At 39.2% G+C, this 19,543-nt stretch carries 18 protein-coding genes and 1 pseudogene; 8 read left to right on the top strand and 11 right to left on the bottom strand.

From position 1 onward, the window contains the following. Positions 1–69 precede the first annotated feature (69 nt). Complete coding sequence (locus tag HMAT_RS06065) at positions 70–1,344, bottom strand: aminotransferase class I/II-fold pyridoxal phosphate-dependent enzyme (protein ID WP_104381871.1); 1,275 nt, start codon at positions 1,342–1,344, stop codon at positions 70–72. A 933-nt stretch (positions 1,345–2,277) separates the two neighbouring features. Here HMAT_RS06065 and HMAT_RS06060 point away from each other — a divergent pair. Beyond that, entirely contained in the window at positions 2,278–2,688 is a 411-nt protein-coding gene (locus HMAT_RS06060; RefSeq protein ID WP_104381870.1) for a DUF6157 family protein, read from the top strand. A gap of 71 nt (positions 2,689–2,759) precedes the next feature. Here the strand turns inward: HMAT_RS06060 and HMAT_RS06055 are convergent, their stop codons facing one another. The 3 genes from HMAT_RS06055 to HMAT_RS06045 form a co-directional block, all read right to left on the bottom strand. Next, positions 2,760–3,410, bottom strand: coding sequence for a DedA family protein (locus tag HMAT_RS06055; RefSeq protein WP_104381869.1), 651 nt, complete (start codon positions 3,408–3,410; stop codon positions 2,760–2,762). A 240-nt stretch (positions 3,411–3,650) separates the two neighbouring features. Then, positions 3,651–4,799, bottom strand: a complete 1,149-nt coding sequence (locus tag HMAT_RS06050; RefSeq protein WP_104381868.1) for a TlpA disulfide reductase family protein — start codon at positions 4,797–4,799, stop codon at positions 3,651–3,653. A gap of 70 nt (positions 4,800–4,869) precedes the next feature. Next, positions 4,870–5,529 carry a hypothetical protein gene (locus HMAT_RS06045; protein ID WP_104381867.1) on the bottom strand — a complete coding sequence of 220 codons (660 nt, stop codon included), beginning with the start codon at positions 5,527–5,529 and terminating at the stop codon, positions 4,870–4,872. Between the two features lie 353 nt (positions 5,530–5,882). On the opposite strand from HMAT_RS06045, the gene HMAT_RS06040 reads away from it, so the two are divergent. The 4 genes from HMAT_RS06040 to HMAT_RS06025 all read left to right on the top strand — a co-directional run bounded on the left by HMAT_RS06040 (position 5,883) and on the right by HMAT_RS06025 (position 9,677). Then, entirely contained in the window at positions 5,883–6,335 is a 453-nt protein-coding gene (locus HMAT_RS06040) for a DinB family protein (protein WP_104381866.1), read from the top strand. A gap of 47 nt (positions 6,336–6,382) precedes the next feature. Then, positions 6,383–6,850, top strand: coding sequence for an OsmC family protein (locus HMAT_RS06035; RefSeq protein WP_104381865.1), 468 nt, complete (start codon positions 6,383–6,385; stop codon positions 6,848–6,850). 163 nt (positions 6,851–7,013) lie between these two features. Then, positions 7,014–8,249 (top strand): TCR/Tet family MFS transporter, encoded by a 1,236-nt coding sequence (locus HMAT_RS06030; RefSeq protein WP_199768560.1) that lies wholly within the window; start codon positions 7,014–7,016, stop codon positions 8,247–8,249. 132 nt (positions 8,250–8,381) lie between these two features. Next, entirely contained in the window at positions 8,382–9,677 is a 1,296-nt protein-coding gene (locus HMAT_RS06025; protein ID WP_104381864.1) for a DUF389 domain-containing protein, read from the top strand. 98 nt (positions 9,678–9,775) lie between these two features. Here the strand turns inward: HMAT_RS06025 and HMAT_RS27375 are convergent, their stop codons facing one another. The 4 genes and pseudogenes from HMAT_RS27375 to HMAT_RS06010 form a co-directional block, all read right to left on the bottom strand. After that, positions 9,776–10,174 (bottom strand): DUF3471 domain-containing protein, encoded by a 399-nt coding sequence (locus HMAT_RS27375; protein ID WP_233789283.1) that lies wholly within the window; start codon positions 10,172–10,174, stop codon positions 9,776–9,778. A gap of 75 nt (positions 10,175–10,249) precedes the next feature. Beyond that, positions 10,250–11,254 (bottom strand): annotated as a pseudogene (locus HMAT_RS27370) (serine hydrolase domain-containing protein); the annotation flags it as partial. Positions 11,255–11,471: 217 nt separating this feature from the next. Beyond that, on the bottom strand, positions 11,472–12,395 hold the full coding sequence (locus HMAT_RS06015) for an SRPBCC family protein (RefSeq protein ID WP_104381863.1): 924 nt from the start codon (positions 12,393–12,395) through the stop codon (positions 11,472–11,474). Positions 12,396–12,427: 32 nt separating this feature from the next. Continuing rightward, positions 12,428–12,742 (bottom strand): EthD family reductase, encoded by a 315-nt coding sequence (locus HMAT_RS06010; RefSeq protein ID WP_104381862.1) that lies wholly within the window; start codon positions 12,740–12,742, stop codon positions 12,428–12,430. A gap of 151 nt (positions 12,743–12,893) precedes the next feature. Between HMAT_RS06010 and HMAT_RS06005 the strand changes: the two genes are divergently transcribed. Both HMAT_RS06005 and HMAT_RS06000 read left to right on the top strand, forming a co-directional pair. Then, positions 12,894–13,883, top strand: a complete 990-nt coding sequence (locus tag HMAT_RS06005) for a GlxA family transcriptional regulator (RefSeq protein WP_104381861.1) — start codon at positions 12,894–12,896, stop codon at positions 13,881–13,883. 188 nt (positions 13,884–14,071) lie between these two features. Then, complete coding sequence (locus HMAT_RS06000; protein ID WP_104383319.1) at positions 14,072–14,401, top strand: multidrug efflux SMR transporter; 330 nt, start codon at positions 14,072–14,074, stop codon at positions 14,399–14,401. 35 nt (positions 14,402–14,436) lie between these two features. Here the strand turns inward: HMAT_RS06000 and HMAT_RS05995 are convergent, their stop codons facing one another. Then, complete coding sequence (locus tag HMAT_RS05995; protein ID WP_104381860.1) at positions 14,437–15,159, bottom strand: SDR family oxidoreductase; 723 nt, start codon at positions 15,157–15,159, stop codon at positions 14,437–14,439. Positions 15,160–15,291: 132 nt separating this feature from the next. On the opposite strand from HMAT_RS05995, the gene HMAT_RS05990 reads away from it, so the two are divergent. Then, entirely contained in the window at positions 15,292–15,579 is a 288-nt protein-coding gene (locus tag HMAT_RS05990) for a hypothetical protein (protein WP_104381859.1), read from the top strand. 573 nt (positions 15,580–16,152) lie between these two features. On the opposite strand, the gene HMAT_RS05985 is transcribed toward HMAT_RS05990, so the two are convergent. Next, on the bottom strand, positions 16,153–18,183 hold the full coding sequence (locus tag HMAT_RS05985) for a heavy metal translocating P-type ATPase (RefSeq protein ID WP_104381858.1): 2,031 nt from the start codon (positions 18,181–18,183) through the stop codon (positions 16,153–16,155). Between the two features lie 39 nt (positions 18,184–18,222). Further along, complete coding sequence (locus HMAT_RS05980; protein ID WP_104381857.1) at positions 18,223–19,536, bottom strand: efflux RND transporter periplasmic adaptor subunit; 1,314 nt, start codon at positions 19,534–19,536, stop codon at positions 18,223–18,225. Between the last annotated feature and the right edge of the window lie 7 nt (positions 19,537–19,543).

Here is a 19,543-nt window from a genome sequence, read left to right as displayed (position 1 = left end):
ATTGATCTGAATCCCTAAAATTAATGATTCAGATTAATATAATAAATAATAAAAAATTATATAACTAATTTATCGTGATTTTCTTAAACTTACAACTTTACCAATGTCTTCCAATACGTTTAAAACCTTATCTAGATGTTCTTTTGTATGTGTAGCCATCAGGCTTGTACGAATACGCGCATCCTTTTTTGCTACACCGGGATACACAATACAATTGGCATAGACCCCATTTTTTAACAACATCCTCGATACCTGAGCGGTACGAATTGGATCGCCAATTTTTATCGGAATTATGGGTGAGGATGATGTTCCGATATCCACGCCGAGCGACAGTAGCCCTTCTTTAAAATAGGTGACATTTTCTATGAGTCTGGTACGCCAAAAGGGCTCTTCGTCAATTAGATCAATCGCTTTTAATAAACCAAAACTTGCTGGAGTTGAAGTAGATGAGAATACCTGTTGTCTGGATTGGTAGCGAAGGTAATTAATGATCTCCGGAGTTGAAATGATAAAACCTCCAATATGGCCCAACGCCTTACTCAGGGTGCCAGCAATAATATCCACCTTATCCAAAAGTTTGTAGATTTCAATAGCACCCCTGCCTTGATCACCCATAACGCCTATGCCATGAGCATCATCGACCATTAAATATGCACCATATTTTTTTGTCAACACATAAATCTCATCCATCTTCGCTAAATCCCCATTCTGAGAATATACACCGTCAATGATAACTAATTTGGTTCTAAATTTGCCTTTCGCTTCAACTAATGCACGTTCAAGATGAACCATGCTATTATGTGGAAATCGCTTGACATTTGTATTTGGTAAGCCTTCATATACACTTGCATGTACTTCCATGTCAACGATAGCGCAGTCTTCTTGTTTCAATAAGCTTAATAATGTCGAGCTATTTGCAGTATACCCTGTTGTAAAAACAATACTCGATCCCTCCGGACGATTGAAAAATTTGCAAAGTTTCTGTTCTAAAGCCACATGATATTCATGATGTCCTCCGATTAACGGCGATGCCCCCGCTCCCGTACCATATTTTTCAATTCCAGCTATTGCAGCAGCTTTCACTTTTGGATGCTGAGAAAAATTAAGATAATCGTTTGATACAAGACTTATACATTCAGTTGGTGTATCTAAAAATGGAGAACTTACAATAGCTGTAGGACCACAGCCTTGAGTTATAAATCTAAAGTTAAGATGCTCATTTTCTTTCATATAATTGATATAGGAATCGAAATACTTCGCGGTATCCAGCATATCAAAACCAGCAATATTCTCAAATTCTTTAAAACTCGCTGTCGCAAAATCAATGTGTTGGTTAATTTTCATAGATATTTTGTTAGGTATTCATAATAACACCCTAAATATAAAGTAAAAATTAGTTTTTCACCTCGCTAGACATTCGTTTACGAAAATTCCTTCACGATGTATATAAAGGTATAAGACAATGTTAATCTTGTGAATAGAAAGCGGTGGGGCGAATTCTTCGAATAAACAAAATGTTAAAAACAACAGAGGGCAGCCCCTATAGCTACCCCTGTTATATTATACACCTACCTACAGTATACATATCATATCTACATTCATTATAGGATAAATACATCCTTATAAGCTCATTTGGGCAGTTCATTAGAACTGAATGAGTAAAAAATGCCTCAATGATATACAAATATAGAAAAATAATTTTCCCTTATATGTCAAAATTAAAAAAAATAATTAAAATGTGTATTAGAGCGGTTGACACCATATCTAGTATAGGTTACTATCTCCTTTATCCCCTCGTTAAAACTATAGTTATTATATTTTTCATCCTTGTAAGAAAATAGTGAATCTTAAACATATTGAATAATAAATTTTCTCAAAACAAGGAATATTGTAAATTATTGTTATAAATTTGAGGATATCAATGTCAAAAATCACTAATTGTTACTTTATGCTATATTTTAAAGTAATCCGAGAGGTAGTCTATGTAAAGGTTTTTATAGGTCGTTAAAAGAAAAATGGCTACTTGTCTGTTGATTTGTAGCCACTTATGATAGGTATACTGTAGGGTGCTCCGTAATAATGCTGTAAATCTAAGAAAAATACCGCAAAACATTTCTTTTCTATGAAAAAAAATGTTTAAAACACAGATGAAATTAGTGAGGATATAGATAATAATTTCTTTGGATATTTTGACGGACCACTAAGAATATTTATTTTAGGTTCATCTCTCAAACGTTTAGGCATTATAGTTATTGACAACGCACATCAACTAATGATATGAAAATCCATACGACAAACTACGTGGACACATTTATCGAAGTCGCCAAAGATACGGGAGTATCTAAAGGAAATATACCTCCAAAAAGAGCTAGAAAGACTGTAGCGGAAATGCAATATGAGCTTATTGCACAATTTCCCTATAAATATACTTCTGATGAATTACTTTTTAAAATTTATGCGGAGCGCAATACGCTTGTTCAGGACGTATATGAAGAAGCTAAGAGAATATTCTTTTCAAAAGGTCAAGCCTGTCTACGCGCTTCTCCCCTTCCAAAAAAGTACGGCTTTGGCATCCATTGTGATCATGAAGGGAAAGTTGCTCTCTATGGAATGGAAACAAAGGAATATCTCCATTTTCTGAATGATACTAATATTAAAAAAGTAAAAGCCATGAAATCAAATAGATAAGTCGTTCGGTTGTAATGTTCGTTATAGTATATAACAGGCGGACCTTCACCAAATAGGTATCCGATCAAATCTTATTGAATAATTTTTGCTTTGTCTTTCGATGCAAACGCTTTTATAATGACCGGTGCTGTTGCAATCAGAACAATAACAATAATGACAAGTTCCAGGTTTTCTTTTACCCAAACATTTTCACCTAACAGGTAACCGAGCGTAACTAGGCTTCCCGACCAGACAATTGCTCCAATCACGTTGTACAATACAAATTTTTTGAACTCCATCCCAACGATGCCCGCAACGATTGGTGCAAAAGTTCGGACAATAGGAAGAAACCTTGCAAGAACAATAGCTCCACCACCTCTTTTTTCGTAAAACTCCTGAGCTTTGTAGATATAACTTTTCTTGAAGAACCAGCTATCTTCCATACTCATTATTCTTCTCCCAAAAACCTTTCCGCACCAATAGCCGACAAAATTACCCAAAATTGCGGCCAATGACACCAGTACAATCCAATAGAGCAATGTCGGTATTTGTTCTGATGGCGGAATTGTCATGTTAGATACAATCATTCCCGCGATGAATAGGATCGGATCGCCCGGAAGGAAAAATCCAATGAGGATACCTGTTTCAGCAAAAATAATAAACAATAGCAGATATAAACCTCCATGGCTAACAATCCAGTCTGGATTTGTGAGGTTATTTAGAAATTCAAAAAAAACATCCATTAAATAAGTCGAATTATATCCAATACAAAATAATCTGCTCTCTTCCAAATTTAAAGCACACTGTACCGATTAAATTGGATTACAGTCCAAATATCCTATAGCAATGTGATCTTTAATTAAAGGCGCAAGATAGAAAATCAGTCGCAATTGCAAGCAATTTTTTACACTTATTTTTGGAACAAAATAACATGAGTTACAAAAACACAATTTGCTGGCTTTTTTTGACCGGCAATAGGGATGTTACTGAGTTGCTTGCGCAGTAAAGATCGTTTTCAATTTGTTTTGCAGATCTTCGCCCCTTAGATTTCGGGCGATTATTTTACCGTCGGGACCTAATAGAAAGTTGGCGGGAATGGAGTTGATTCCATACAGCTTCGCTGCTACACTGTCCCAGCCTCCCAAATCTGAAACTTGGGGCCATAGCAGCCTGTCTTCTGTGATAGCCTTGATCCAGGCTTCTTTCCTTGCCGCATCATCTAAGGAGATGCCGAGGATCTCTAGCCCGGCATCCTGGAATTTTTTATATGCTTCTACAAGATTGGGATTTTCCGTACGGCAAGGTCCACACCAGCTTGCCCAAAAGTCAATGAGCAAATATTTTCCAAAAAAATCCGAAATTTTAATCGTTTTTCCATCGGGGCTTTTGAGCGTGAGGTCCGGAGCAAGTTCCCCGATTTTGGTTTTGGACAGGGAGGCGAGCTGTAGTGGAATAATCCGGCCTTGAGGGCTATCTTTTAAACGTTGCGAAAGACCATCAAATGCTGACTCAACTGCAGTGGCAAACTTCTCCTGACTTGCAACAAAACTTAAACCTATAACACTGAGGTATGAATCGGGGTGTTCTTGCGCAAACCTCAGGTGGAGACTGTAATTTTCATCCATAAGAAGTTTCTCCCGAGTTACAAATTGAGCGAATAGTACTGAATCTTTCTGTTGCTCGATTGGCAGTTTTGAAAACTCTTTGTTTAACGCATCGAACTTCTCATCAACACCCTTTTTCATTCGTTGGAATTCCTCGTTTTCCAGATTTAGCTTCGATCCGCTCAAAACGATATTTTTGAGCGAGTCTTTGGCATTTACGGCAATCTCAGCCGCCTCCAGGTAAAAGCGAAAGTAATCCAATTTTTCACGGGGCTGCAGTTTCGTTGCGTACGGGTTTTTATTCAGGTAAAGAGCGGAATAAACAGGATAGCTGAGCCTTCCCTTAAATGCAAAATGCCCCGCTTTGGTTTCTGTGGAATCCACATATGAAACACCGTCACTGTTGTAAACCAGAAAAAGTTTACTGCCATCTTTCAGCTGTTCTACTTTGCCTGTAATCGAGTATTGATCTTGAGCAATGCCCAAAATTGGAAATAATAGCAATAGGCACAGGATGGGAGTTTTCATTACGCTGCTCTTTAGGTCTATTAATCAATCTATTACTAAAATAGTAAATTTATTGCAATCTGACCAATAACTAAATATCCAGTTGTATCCGTGTATCGGAAAATAGCGTTTTTACAATAGGGATCATTTGCGTAACTTGATTCAGTCCGCCAATTGGTACAGATAAATAGGGATCTTTCATGCCATACAATGTTGGATCTTTAATCTTCAAACTCATTTTGGAACTATTTTTTCCAAGATAACGTTTAAAGCAAATCTCCTGAATATCATTGATAAAGATAAACTGATAATCGCTGGTCCATATCCCATTAGGAGCTAATCTGACTGTTGTTTTCTCTCTGAGCGGCATCAAAGTAAATTTTAAACCAATAAAAATGACAAAAATACCCGCAATTGACTGCTCACGAAGTATCCCAATCCCTGAGAAGCAAATGACTAAACCAAAAATAAGCGTAAATAATATATTTGGGCTTATCGTAAATGTTATTTTATAATTTATTGTGGTTTTATTTAGCGCACGCGAATGAATAATTTCATAACTTTTGATGAACTTCTTTTTTTTAGTATACTCAAACCAGTTCATGAAATAATACACATTGATCAGCACAATGCCAATTACACAAAAGCTTAATCCGGTTTCCTTCATGTTAAACAGATAATACATGAAAAGATTGACGGCCACATATAAAATATTGTAGGCTATGATCTTATAAACTCTTTTATTTTCCATGCAGTTCAAACGAGTTGTAAAGATAATCATTTCATCTATCACTCATCACGTAGGGAATCCTATCCTTCTCATTAGATTACGGAAGACTATCGTAACGTAACTGCTAATCATATCGTTAGTATAATTGGTTTTGTATTTATCTAACATAACAATCAATCTGTTTTCTGTGCAATTAAAACATTGTATATCCGTATTGTGTAAAAAATTGGAATGTATTTACATGTTTATTCTCGAACGATTATTGTTCGCAAATAAACAGCTGGAGATAACCGGTTTGTCACAAATTAATTAACCTACCTGCATTTAGTCGCATATTCTTGTGTATATTTATAGTCTAAACTAAGTCATTCGCAATGTCAAATCCGCTAATACAATTATGGTTATACAACGATTGGGCGAATAAATTGCTGATCGAAAAAATGAAACAGGACGCTGAACGAATTCCTTCCGGTTGTTTACGGCTATTAAGCCATATTATGAATGCGCAGATGATATGGCTATATCGGCTGAATGGTGAAAAACCTCCTGTAGGAGTATGGGATGAACATACTCTATTAACCTGTGAACGATATCATCAATTAGCTTCTTCGGGGTTTACAGAAAAGGTCCGTGCTGATGAAGGCAAGATCAGGGAAACCGTAAACTATACCAATACAAAGAACGAGCAGTTCCAGAACTCTTTTGGAGACATTCTGTTACATGTATTTAATCACGGTACATATCATCGAGCACAAATCGCTACAGAAATGAGAAAGAATGGACTTGATCCTATCAATACCGATTACATTTCCTTCGTTCGAACATAAACGTAACTTCAGCAATTAGAAACTAATAGCACCCAAAATTTTCGAGCATGGCTTTCAAACATTATTTTAAGGCTACTTTAAGATGGTTTCATCAACAACAGCCCACATCGGCAGCAAAGTTATATCCCAAGAGTCACCGGGTTTCTATCCAGGGCAAAGCGGATTTACAGCTTTCGGCGGCAAAGGCCTTTAAGGGAGATCCGACATTGTATAATCCTGAAGATCTGCTACTGAGCAGCCTCGTCTCTTGCCACATGATGTCTTACCTATATGTTTGTTCTAAAAATAACGTTGAAGTAGTTTCCTATACCGACAATGCCGAAGCAGTTTTAGAAACCAGTCCGGACGGCAGTGGTAGGTTTGTTCAGGTTGATCTACATCCAGAGGTCAGTATATCAGACCCCGCAAAGATCAAATTGGCGCTATCATTACATCATGAAGCGAATCGGCTTTGTTTTATAGCCAATTCCTGTAACTTTTCCGTACGACATCATGCAGTTTGTTCTGTCTCCTGATAAAAAAGAGTTGTTTCGCAGAATTCGTATTTCAGCGACTGAAACAAATTGTATCCGGTTCGATCACTTATTAAGTGACTTTCTCATTTGATCTAATCGTTTATCAAAAATTAAGTATTTAAAATTCAGGTGAATTTTTTCATGTTTTTTTTATTTTTAGTCCATGATTGACAACTCGAAAAAGAAGGCCGCCATAGGCTTTATATTTATTACTTTACTTATTGACATCACAGGATGGGGTATTATCATTCCTGTTGTTCCCAAGCTTATTGAGGAACTTATTCATAGTGATATCAGTGAGGCCGCAAAATATGGTGGTTGGCTCGGTTTCGCCTACGCGTTCACCCAATTTATATTTTCACCGGTGGTGGGAAATCTGAGCGATAAATATGGACGAAGACCGATTATTTTAATTTCCTTATTCGGTTTTGCAGTAGACTATATATTTCTCGCGCTTGCTCCTTCGATCGGCTGGCTATTTTTAGGACGAGTGATTGCAGGGCTAACGGGGGCAAGTTTCACAACAGCCAGTGCTTATATTGCGGATATCTCTACGGATGAAGACCGGGCGAAAAATTTTGGATTGATTGGGGCCGCTTTTGGATTGGGATTTATTATTGGCCCAGTAATCGGTGGATTGCTTGGACATTACGGCGCAAGGGTTCCTTTTTACGCTGCTGCGGGCTTATGTTTATTAAACTTCCTTTATGGGTATTTTATTCTCCCAGAAAGCTTGGATAGAGATAAACGACGTGCATTTGACTGGAAGCGTGCAAACCCGATCGGGTCATTTCGGTTCTTAGGAAAACACCCTGAAATTTCCGGCCTGATTGTAGCTTTGATATTGATCTATATCGCGGGACATGCTGTACAGAGCAATTGGAACTTTTTTACTATGTATAAATTTGACTGGACAGAAAGAATGGTCGGTATCTCTCTTGGCGTTATTGGCCTGTTGATAGGCATGGTCCAGGGCGTTCTGATACGTTGGACAACGCCAAAGCTCGGTGAACAAAAAAGCATTTATTATGGATTGATATTTTACGCCATAGGGCTATTGCTGTTTGCATTCGCCAATCAGGGCTGGATGATGTTTGTCTTTCTGATCCCTTACTGCTTGGGCGGAATTTGTGGTCCTGCACTACAGTCAGTAATTACTAAAAATGTTCCATCAAATGAACAGGGAGAACTTCAAGGTGCATTAACCAGTTTAATGAGTGCGACATCCATTATAGGTCCGCCGATGATGACCAATTTGTTTTACTATTTTACACACGATCAGGCCCCCTTTAAATTCTCTGGAGCTCCTTTTTTTCTGGCGTTTATTTTAATGACTATTAGTGTGATTATTGTGTATTCAGCGTTTAGACGTAAGAGTAAGGAACAACTTGAAGGTTAAGTTGCAGGGACATTTTACCACGAGTGCGCTAAGTTTCTCCTGTGTGTAAGGTTACTTATTTTGTTAGTAAAATCTCTCATTTAAGAAGAATGATTTCTCTTGCGTATATTCGAGTAGTAAAAAAAGATCTATATGAATAAAATAATTCGTTTTTTTGATTTACATCCAGGTGAAGAGCGTAAAGAGGCTGTACTTGATAATGTCATCAATAACATTTCATTCCGTGGAGCCAATGCATGGATTTTGGCCTGTGCTATTGTTATTGCCTCGGTTGGTCTCAATGTAAATTCAACAGCGGTCATTATTGGTGCGATGCTGATCTCTCCCTTGATGGGTCCGATTGTGGGTGCAGGATTTGCGCTTGGAACATTTGATTTTCAATTACTAAAGAAGTCAATCAAAAATTTGTTGATCGCAACATTGATTAGTTTGATTGTATCCTATTTTTACTTTCTTCTGAGTCCATTTAAAGAGGCACAATCCGAACTGCTCGCCCGTACCTCACCCAATATCTATGATGTACTTATTGCGCTTTTTGGAGGACTAGTAGGTGTTATCGCCCTAACTCGTGTGGATAAAGGGAATCCCATACCAGGGGTAGCCATTGCTACAGCCCTGATGCCACCGCTTTGTACTGCGGGTTACGGGCTGGCTATTGGAAACTTGAGTTATTTTGCTGGAGCTTTATTTTTATATATCATCAATTGTGTATTTATCTGCATCGCCACATTTACGATTGTAAAATACCTGAGGTATCCCAAGAAACATTATGTCGATCCAAGAAGAGAAAAGAGGATAAGTCAAAGCATCACGCTGATTACTCTTGCCTTGGTTGTCCCAAGTATATATTTCGCATATAATCTCCTACAAGAAAAGAAATATTCCAACAAGGTTAAACAATTTGTTCAGCAACAATTTAGTGATAAGGGCTATACTGTAGTCTACGAAAAATTATTTATGAAGCCAAAGCGTTTAGAGCTAGCTTTTTTGGCGAAGAAATTTAGTGACCAGGAAATTGCCGCCTTGAAAAAATCCATGGCGTCATTTGGAATAGAACATACTGATCTGATCATCCGTCAGGATAGCTTCGACTTGAAGACGACGATCTTAAGTGAAATTGATAAACGAAGCACCGCCGTTAATGATAAGGATTTAACGATTCGGGCACTGAATAATGAACTTGCAAGATATCAAGTGGCAAGTCCACAATTGGATCAAGATCTGTTGGTACTTTTCCCAGAACTACAGTCGTATAGCATAGGACAACAACAATATTATGCAAAAAAGGATAGTCTTGCGAATCTCATTGCCTTTATCTATTCTTCAAAAGATCCTCTAGCTGAAACTCAACAGGTCAAATTACGCCTTTGGTTAAAAAACCACTTTCCGAAGGATAGCCTCGAGCTTATAGATCGAAGGATCAAATAGTCTTAAATTTAGGTGCGAGCAATCGGTTAAATATGGTATAAATTAGCCGCTCAGGCCTGGTTGTTCTTTCAATGAAACGATGTTGAGTTTATGTATCGCTATTTCATTCCTTTCCTGTTCAGGTTTAGATCGCTAAAGTCAAAACTAAAATCAGTTACATCAGAAATCGGTTTTAACAACGCCGATTGGGCCTGTCCGTTTTCATCATAATTAAAAATAATATAGGCATCAGCATCATAGCTCCTGTCGTCCCATTTAATAATAAACACATTATTGGAATAAGGTAATAATTCACCCTTTAATCTCGGTGAGCGCTGGCATGTAATACGGAATTCATTCCTTTCTTCCTTAATTATGACATCGCCAAACCATTGATCCTGATATGTTCCAACAAATTGCTCAGGCTTTGGCCAATGTTTTTTCTCCTTACTAAAAGATGCTGATCTTGAAAAGGCATCTTTCTTTTGCTTTTCATACGTTGCATTCAGTGTAGCCATCCTGATCGCATAAGTCTTTAACCAGTTCCTGTTTTCAATGCCCAGATAAGAGTCCTTTACTGTATTGGTGATGGTATTGAATGCAGCTCCTGACTGTTGGTTGGTCAATATAACAATACCGAGTTTCAGATCTGGAATCAATGTGAATTGTGTTACTGTGCCTATCAGTCCACCAGTATGCTGTACCTGTTTATGTCCTTTTACGTCACTTAGAAACCAGCCTAAGCCATAACCAAAGAAACTTGTATCGTAAGGACTTTTTGGTGCCACCTTATCTGCGATCTGTAAGCTCCAGAGTTGCTGTGCATTTTTGTCCGACACTAACTTTTTTCCATCTCTAGTTGTAAAATTATTCATTAGGCACTCCGCCCAGATAGTCATATCATGAATGTTGCTCATGATTCCACCAGCAGCATTAGCAGTTTCGTTCCAATCGTGCGGTACCGGAATAGCCTTCCCGTCTACTGGCGCATGTGCATCTATTTTATTCGAAATAGCTTTTGCCCGAATATAACTACCAAAACTGGAGGTCATCCCAACAGGTTGCATAATTCGCTGTTCAATAAAATCTGCCCAGCTAAGCCCTGATATTCGATGAATAACCTCTCCGGCGACGATAAATAGAATATTATTGTAATTTATTCCTGCTCTAAAAGAGTTTACGGGTTTAAGATACCGTACATTGTGAATAATATCATTCACGGTCAAGCTTCCACCGTCCGGGAAAAACATCAGGTCACCTTGTCCCTCGCCTAATCCCGAGCGATGGGTAAGCAGATCCCGAATGGTAATATTTTGCGAAACTTACGGATCGTACATCTGAAATTCTGGTATGTATTTCGATACCGGATCATCCCAGTCCAATTTACCTTCGTCCGACAGTATAGCGAGAGCAACACAGGTAAAACCTTTCGAATTGGATGCGATCCCTACAAGGGTATTTTCATCCATTGTTTGCTTAGTCACTAGTGAACGCACACCAAAACCTTTGGCATAGCTGATTTGACCATCTTTTATGACTCCCACTGACATTCCCGGAACATCAAAGGTTTTTAATGTACTTTGAATTAATTCATCCATATCTCTTTCAGGAACCTGGGCCTGAACAAGACCAACATTCAAAAGAAAGAGGAAAAAAGAGAGTTTATGCTTCATTATTGTTAGATTACCCTCAAATCTAATCATATTTCATGAAGTAATTTTACGCGTTGTAACGCTTTTTTAATTAGCCATAAATGTTTAACAATGCACGGGAAGATAACCAATCCACATCGTGTGCTAATAATGAATCTGGTTGCTATACATCGAAATCAGGGTATGGAAATCCTTTTCCTGTCTCACAGAAGAATTTTAAACTTCGAAAGAATAATGCCCAATCATAACTACAGGAAGCAAACTCGCCACTAAAATTAGCCCAGCCGTCATGATGGAACAATACGGTGCAGCCCTTCTGATGGGGTGTCAATTCAAAAGTCAATGTTGTACCTATCCATTCTTCAAAACCTGTTCTACATTTCCATACAACAAGTGAATAAGGACGTAATGCCAGCACTTCCATCTCCTTGAAGTAGTCCGGACCGAAACCAAAGCGCAATACGCTGCCAATTGCCACAACAGCATTGGTGTCAGGTGTCCACCAGCCTGCCAAGCCTTCCTGTGTAGTAATTGCCCGGTAGACTTTCTCCACCGAAACCTTGATTAACAATCTGTGGTATATACTCTTACTTGCTTGTTCAGAAAGCAATTCTTCGCTAATATCAGGCGTCGCAATGGGGATGTTTTTTGGAGTCGCTAAGCCTTGTCCGTGCATAATGAATTGGTTCAGGCTTTCGTGGATGTAATAAGTCCATGCTGCATGACAGACTTCATAACATTCCATATCGGGAATTAGCCCTTGGTGGGTAAATTTTATTTGTGTCCTATCGCCGAGATCAATAATATCGAATATTACATGGGTCCCTACCCACTCCCCTTTATCTGCTACGAATTTGAAATTATTCGCCAATACCCGCCATACAATCTTAAGATTGGGTTGTATCTCAATGAGCTTTAGCTCACATTGATGTATATCCTGATAATGATAAACAAACACCTCATTCAATGTGTCTGTGGATCCTTCAATATTTTCAGACCACCAACCTCGCACATTGTTAATTGCTTCAAATACCTCATAGGGCTTTGCTTCAACGATTAATTCTGTTGTAAAATCAAGTTTTTCCATACTCTGTGTTTTTATCCGTTAATTTCATTTGTTTAGACTTCTACACTGTCAAATACATAGATCTGCACGGCACCTTCGCTGCCGGCCATGACTTTCCGATCCGCAGCACATGCTCTACCCTGTTCGGAAGCAAAGGCGGCTTTCAGCACTTCCATCGTTTCAAAATGTAATGTTCCGATACAATAGACATCGTCATGTCCGGTTGTCGATAGGATATCACCTTTCGCCACTTCATATTTAAGGAGCCCTGGAAGTGTCTTTGCTAACGGAACATGAATTTCAAAATAATGTCTGTCAAATACTGCTTTATCTGCTGGGGTTCGATAAATTGCGATCATTCTTGCCATGCTTACATATTTTAAGTTTATAGGTCAAATATATTGACATTTTAAACCCAAGACAGGGTGCTAAATAGACATTGTTAGCGGTTGATTTGGACAACATCTTTTCTTACCTTTGAATAATAGGTAATCAGGCCGTTCAATTAAACCGAAAAAGATGAAACACTTAACAATTTTGGTGCCTAAGGTTCAGACTGGCCCCAATACATTATCATGTATAGTGGGTACCTATCATATTTTTACAGAAGCCAATAGATATTACCAGGAGAAACATGATCAGACCCTTTTTGAAATTGAATTGGTGGGGCTGTCCAAACAGTCCGTTTTCTTGAATGGCTTGCTGGCTGTGATGCCACAGAAGGATATTTCTGCAATTAATAGGACCGATCTGATCGTCATTCCGGCCATCAATCCAAATTTCAACACATTGGATAAGGAGAACATACCCTTTATAGATTGGATACGTGATCAGTATACACATGGAGCTAATGTCGCCAGCATGTGCACTGGAGCTTATGTTTTAGCTTCCACAGGACTCTTGGAAGCCAAGAGCTGTTCCATTCATTGGAATGCTGAAAAAAACTTCAAGCAGCTATTTCCTCATGTTACGATGAAGACAGACAGCATTATAACAGATGAACAGGGCATTTTTACAAATGGTGGTGGATATTCTTTTTTACATCTGCTCATCTACCTGGTTGAGAAGTATTATGACAGGCAAACGGCAATCTATTGTTCAAAAATATTTCAGATTGACATTGATCGACAACAGCAATCGGATTTTGTAATCTTTAATGGTCAAAAAAAACATGGTGATGAAATGGTTATCAAAGCGCAAGAATACATTGAACAAAATTTCGCTGAAAAAATTTCAATCCAAAAGCTTTCAGAACGATTTACAGTAGGTAGAAGAAGTTTCGACCGAAGGTTCATTAAAGCAACGGGTAATACCCCTATTGAATACTTACAGCGCGTAAAAATTGAGTCTGCAAAAAAAGAATTAGAGATCTCCGGAAAAACAGTAAATGAGGTCATGTATGAAGTCGGTTATTCCGATTCTAAAGCTTTTAGGGAGATTTTTCGCAAAGTAACCGGCCTTTCCCCCTTAGCCTATCGCAATAAATACAACAAATCAGCCATTAAATAATATTAATTGCGACCGATTTGGGGGCGCCGCATTACCGAAAATCGGATTTAAACAAAGCACAGATTATCTGTTTTTTTAAGCTTTACCACCCAAAATTGGAATTTTCATACGAGATCAACAATAATTTTTTAACATTTGTAAAATGTTTGCACGTCCGTGATTCAGATCTTTGTCTAAAAGAACAAGATATGAACTGGATAATTTTGATCATCGCCGGATTGTTTGAGGTTGGCTACACCTACAGTTTGGGAAAAGTGAAGGAAACGACAGGAAATGCTGTGTACGCCTGGTATGGAGTCTTCGCGTTATGCTTAGCCATCAGTATGATTTTATTGATCAAATCCGTGCAAGGACTTCCTTTGGGAACAGCCTATGCGATCTGGACGGGTATTGGCGCTGTGGGAACAGTCATTATTGGCATTCTGGTGTTTAAAGATCCCGTAAGCTTTTGGCGTCTGTTTTTTATAGCCACACTGATCGGTTCAATTCTTGGATTAAAGTTTGTAACTGGCCATTAGAACAGTAGAGGTCTACATCTCCTGCGGCGGTATTATTACACATTCTTGTCATTCATTGCCGGCATATGAATCTCTTTCACACAACTTGCTTTTGATGTCGAGATAATAAATCTTAACGCCTGAATGGCATCCGATAATGGAATAAGATCGCTATTTGTTTCTTGAGTAGTGGTTTCCGGACTATTCTCATCATCAGGCGCTGTTGCCAGATAACCAAGGTTCAATATAGATACTGCAATCCGATCGGATCGAAGTTGTTCTCTCAATGAATGAACCACACCCCGCAGTGCAAATTTTGTCGCTGAAAAGGTAACTTCCCTTCCATTATGGTTATCAAGTCCCCATGTAGAACCGATCAAAATAATTTTGGCATTTTCGGCCTGCTTCAAATTTTCCAATGCTGATTGAATATTTAAAATACATGAAGTGATATTGGTATTGATCAGGCCACTAATCTCCGTTATGGGAGAAGACGCAAAATCATACTCATCACTAAAAGCGTTATTCTCCCAAATACCGACATTATAGATAAAATAGTCAATTTTCGTATTTTTTATCCTGTCTTTGATTGCGTTAACAGCCTCCACAGGGTTGGATAGATCAGCCGGCACCCAACACACATTAGCGTTGTCCTCCAAATAATCGGGTTTACTTCTGGACACTCCAAATACAACATCAGACGGATCTGGAAGATGTAGTGTGATTGCCCTTCCCAATCCCTTACTAATGCCAAAAATAAGATATGTTTTCTTTTCCATTGTATTACAAATATAAGGTAAGAGCCCCTTTTCTATGGAATATTCCGAACTATTTTGAATTATTTTTGATCGCATGAAGGCAGAAAATAGCTAAAAAATACAACAAATTGATGTTTTCAGTGTTCTATGCTTATGGAAAGAAATTATAACAAAGGAAACACGATCTCTAGTGGTCATAGTACCCACAAAGGTAAGGCTGCAAGAAAGTATATTGTCAGTGAAATTATTCTCAATGACGAGCTTGTCGGTGTGGGCATTTATTATGATGGAACTGACGAACTTCGGGCCGCGGTTGTGGTAAATGATCAGGGACAGGGTGTTGAAATCCGTAATCTTCATGATGAACACTATCCAGAAGCGCAATCAGATGATGACCTAGCGGAGCTCTGGCCACTCTATGAAAAACTCGTGGCAAAATAAATATTAGCTCTTTTCAATTCAGCAACCCCTTAAAAAATATATAAAATCTACACTTATATATCGATAAATCCAATTTTTCCATTTTATTATATTTAATAGCTATATAATTACATTTATATATAATACATTTTAAATGATTAACATGCTATTCTTTTAGACTTTCGGAACGATGTCCGTGTTTTACCATTCATTCGGCATATGTTTGGCTTCGATTCGGGGTAAGATATGGCCTTCTTCAACCCTCAGTCGATATAAGATCATAATGAACACATAGTCATATTGCCATCAGACCGTGTTTAACTTGGACTCACCACGGACTCACCACGGACTCACCACGGACTCACGTCGGATTCATAGTGGACACAGTCCGAAGCTGGTAAGACGAAAGCTGCACCCAGGTTCGACCAAATCCAGTAAGATACCCGAATCACAGCCGACCATGCGCTTTTTTACAAGAAATTAGTGTATAAAAAGTTTATTAAAATGACCTTACAGCCTTTATTCCAAACTTATTATGCCTACCCTTCCAATATTTCAACTTGAAGGGTAAGCACATCCTAACTAAAAATTGATTTAGAACTTCATCTTCTGAATTCGTATAGCGTTCAGTATCGCGATAAGAGAAACACCGACATCGGCAAATACAGCCTCCCACATCGTAGCTAATCCTCCGGCGCCAAGGATCAAAACCACTCCTTTGACTACAAATGCCAATCCTATATTTTGGTAAACCACTTTTTTGGCCTGTTTACCAATATTAATTGCCATTGGTATCTTAGATGGTTTGTCATCTTGTATGACTACATCGGCGGTTTCGATGGTTGCATCACTGCCCAGTCCCCCCATGGCTATACCAACGTCACTCAAAGCCACTACGGGGGCATCATTGACGCCATCACCAACGAAAGCCACACTTTCACCAATAGATTTTATCTCCTTGACTTTATTTACTTTATCTTCCGGAAGAAGATCTCCATAGGCTTTATCAATACCCAATTCCTTCGCTACATAAGCGACGACCGTCCCCTTATCACCACTTAGTATAGTCGCTTTCACTCCTAACTTATGCAAAAGTTGTATGGTCTGTGCAGAATCTTCTTTGATACTATCTGCAATGGTGATAAATCCAACGAAGCGACTATCCAATGCAATGGCTATTGTGGTATAAACGATTGTATTGGGATCGATGGTATAGCTGATATTAAACTTGTCCAAAAGCTTAAAGTTTCCAACCAAAAATACCTTGCCGTCCACACTACCCTTCAGTCCATGTCCCGGTATTTCTTCGACATCAGTCAAATTTACAGATTCATCGACCTCACCCACATATTCCCTGATTGCTGTTGCTACTGGATGACTGCTATGACTTTCGATTTTATTGACCAATCTGAGGATTGTCGCTTCATCAAAATCTGCTTCTAAACGAACTTCCTGCACTTTGAAAACCCCTTCGGTCATCGTACCGGTTTTATCCATGACAACATTCTGTATCGCTGCCATCGCATCCAGAAAGTTACTTCCCTTGAACAGGATACCGTTTCTACTCGCAGCACCTATGCCACCAAAATAACCCAATGGAATCGAGATGACCAAGGCACATGGACAGGAAATCACGAGAAATACAAGCGCTCGATAAAGCCAATCGCTAAATACGTATTGTCCGACAAAAAAGTAAGGCAGCAGACAGATCGCTATCGCCAAAAGTACCACAATCGGCGTATAGATCTTCGCAAATTTCCGGATAAAGAGTTCCGTAGGCGCCTTCTGCGAGGTTGCATTCTGCACAAGCTCTAGGATTTTACTCAATTTACTGTCTTTGTAAGCAGTTGTCACTTTCACCAAGCTTACGGTGTTCATATTGATCATTCCGGCCAGCACAACTTCCCCTTTGGTTTTTGTATCCGGCTTACTTTCACCCGTTAATGCCGCCGTATTAAACGAAGCTGTATCTGAGATCAGTTCACCGTCCAATCCAAGTTTCTCTCCGGGTTTCAGCTGAATAATATCACCAATTGCCGCTGTTTCGGCTTTGATGACCCGACTACCGTTTGCTTCTACAATAGTCACCTCGTCCGGACGCTGGTCCAGGAGCGCCTTAATATTGCTCTTGGCACGACTTACAGCCAGTGTCTGAAACACCTCGCCTACTGCGTAGAAAAGCATGACGGCAACCCCTTCCGGAAATTCTTTGATCGCAAATGCTCCCAGCGTAGCAATGCTCATCAGTAAGAATTCGGAGAATATTTCCCCTTTGCTGATGCTTTTCAGCGCATCTTTAATTACGGGAAATCCAACAGGAATATATGCGACTACATACCAACACACCCGGATCCAGCCCTTGAACCAGGCTTGAGGCAACCAGTTGTCCATTGCAATAGCTGCAATCAGCAGTACAAATGAAATAATTGCAGGTAGAAAGAACTGCAATTTACTGCCTTCTACCGCAGCGTGATCATGTCCGTCGTCGTCGTCATGACTATGAGTATGCCCCTGTGCAGGCGCTTCCTGTATTAAACGTTGCGCGCCTGCCTGATTATAAATTTTTTCGGTTTGTGTACAACAAAGCTGTTTACCTTGTGCATCATAAATATGTTTGTGTTCCATAACTTACCATGATTTTACCTGTTAAAAAAACGCGAATAGTTAATGCTCATGTCCACCGGTATTGCTCATCTTCGCATTGATAAAAAATGCGCTTTTCACAACGATTCTGGTCTGTGCAGGGATTTCCTGTACAGGCATAATCGCTGTATAGCCCATTGCCGAGACACCTTTTTGAACTTCAATTTTTTCAAAATTTATATTTTTGCCTTGTTCTGTGGCGTGCTTAGCAGCTTCCTGTTCATTTTTATGTTCATGTTTTGCCTCGCCTTCATCATGTGCATGACCATGATCATCGTGCCCTTCTTCATGCTCTTCGGGCTGCTTGCTTGTCTCTACGAAAATATAGAACTTACCGTCAGCCTCTACGATCGCATCATTTGGAACAGCCGGAGTCGTCACATTATTTATTCCGATCATACCGGTAATGTTCATTCCGTCTATCAGACCAATCTTACTGCCGATTACAGTACTATGCACGGCAATTGTTTTGCTGTCGTTCTCAAAAGAAGATCCGATCGTAAAGACTTTAGCAGTATAGGTTTTATCCGGATTATTTGTCAGCTGAAAATTAATGATTTGTCCGATTTTGATCATCGGAAGATCCTTTTCAAATACTTGTAGATCGAGATGTAACAGGCTGTTGTCCACAATCTCAATAACCGGAGATGAGACATCTACATAACTGCCTATTTTTGCGAAAACATTGCTTACAGTACCATTAATTGGGCTTGTAACCACAAGTGATGAGCGCAGGTTGGAAAGATTGACCGTGTTCGGATTGATACCCATTAACTGAATCTGCTGTTGCAGGGATGCTTTTCTGGCGCGAAGACTATTAAACTCTGCTGTTGCCGATTGTAAGTTTTTTCTCGCCCCGGCGTTGCCTTCGTTGAGTTCCTGCTGTCTCGCCATTTCTTGTTCCGCGAGTGTGATTTTGCTTGCCAAAGCAACATACTCCTCTTGAAGCTGAATAAATTGCGGATTTGTGATGGTTGCTATCACCTGGCCTTTGCGTACATTGTCGCCCAACTGCACATTTAAGGTTTTGATGACCCCACCGTATAAGGTTGTTGCATTGGCTTTATTATTATTGGGCACACTAAGTACACCATTGGCTTTGATGGTTGCTGTTAATTCTTTTTCCTCAATGCTTCCGAAGACAATGCCTACAGCTTTGATTTGTTGCTCACTTAGCGCAGCGACCGTCACTGGCCCCTCCTCATGATTTTCTCCGGCAGCTCCTTTTCCTTCCTCCTTTCCCTGGACCTCGCCAGCGCCTTTTGAACCTGATCCGCAGCTATATAAAACTGATGAAATCGCTAGTACAAAGAATATTTTTATGATAACTTTCATTGTTGAC

Origin of the sequence: Sphingobacterium sp. HMA12 (genome assembly GCF_002933815.1) — a bacterium.
GTDB lineage: Bacteria > Bacteroidota > Bacteroidia > Sphingobacteriales > Sphingobacteriaceae > Sphingobacterium.
The sequence above is the reverse complement of the archived record's forward strand: the minus strand, read 5'-3'. Positions and strand labels throughout refer to the sequence as shown.